Genomic DNA, 1,113 nt, shown 5'->3' with positions numbered 1-1,113 from the left:
GGCCCGGCGACTGGGGTGAAGTCGTAACAAGGTAGCCGTATCGGAAGGTGCGGCTGGATCACCTCCTTTCTAAGGAAGGAAGAGTAGGGGCTGCATTGCTGTCCGTCTGCCGAGGCAGACAGCGCCCGGGGCGGATGCCCGGGGCGGGAGAGGTTCCGGTGGCGATGCGCCTGCGGGAGATACCCGTACCCATCCCGAACACGATGGTCAAGACGCAGGCGGCCGATGGTACTACGCCGGGGACGGCGTGGGAGAGCAGGTGGCTGCCGGAACAGAAAAAGAAGACACAGGACTTATGGGGCCCCATGGGGGGCATCCGGACGGGGGTGTAGCTCAGCTGGGAGAGCACCTGCCTTGCAAGCAGGGGGTCAAGGGTTCGATTCCCTCCATCTCCATCATGGGCTTATAGCTCAGCCGGTTAGAGCGCACGCCTGATAAGCGTGAGGTCGGTGGTTCGAGTCCACTTAAGCCCATCGGCGGCGCATGCCGCCAGACTGTACCTTGAAAACCGAATACTGACGAAGAAGAGAACCATACGGTGGGGCGGAGGCCCCACCGGCATCGAGAAGAGAAGGAAGAAGTGCCGCCGGGAGGCGGGGCCGAGCGACGCGCGCGGGTGCGGCGGAGCGAGGCCGGTATCCGGAGAGGCCGGGCGGGAGCGCCCGGGACGACCCCGGAAGCGCCACGCTAGGCGCGGAAGGGGGGAGGCACGAGGAGTGCCACGGTTAAGCGAGGAAGGGCACAGGGCGGATGCCTTGGCGCCAGGAGCCGATGAAAGACGCGACAAGCTGCGAAAAGCTGCGGGGAGGAGCAAATGTCCGGCGATCCGCAGGTGTCTGAATGGGGAGACCCGGCGGGGGAAGACCCCGCCGCCCCGTGCCGAACACATAGGCACGGAGGAGGGAACCCGGCGAACTGAAACATCTAAGTAGCCGGAGGAAGAGAAAACAACAGTGATTCCGGGAGTAGCGGCGAGCGGAACCGGAAGAGCCCAAACCGGCGCGCGTGCGCGCCGGGGTTCGGACTGCGGAAGCGACTGCGGAGGGCAGCGGAACGGCCCTGGGAAGGCCGGCCGGAGAGGGTGAGAGCCCCGTAGGCGAAGCCCGAGGCAGC

General features: G+C 66.0%; 2 tRNA genes and 3 rRNA genes. All 5 read left to right on the top strand.

From position 1 onward, the window contains the following. Positions 1–69, top strand: a 16S ribosomal RNA gene (locus NFS35_RS28890); the annotation flags it as partial. Between the two features lie 85 nt (positions 70–154). Next, positions 155–272: ribosomal RNA gene (rrf, locus tag NFS35_RS28885) — 5S ribosomal RNA — on the top strand. A gap of 50 nt (positions 273–322) precedes the next feature. Then, positions 323–395 (top strand) — tRNA-Ala (locus NFS35_RS28880). A gap of 4 nt (positions 396–399) precedes the next feature. Further along, positions 400–473, top strand: a tRNA-Ile gene (locus NFS35_RS28875). 250 nt (positions 474–723) lie between these two features. Further along, a 23S ribosomal RNA gene (locus NFS35_RS28870) occupies positions 724–1,113 on the top strand; the annotation flags it as partial.

This window comes from Acetatifactor aquisgranensis (genome assembly GCF_943193215.1).
Taxonomy (GTDB): domain Bacteria; phylum Bacillota; class Clostridia; order Lachnospirales; family Lachnospiraceae; genus Acetatifactor; species Acetatifactor aquisgranensis.
This window is presented reverse-complemented; position numbering and strand designations above follow the sequence as displayed.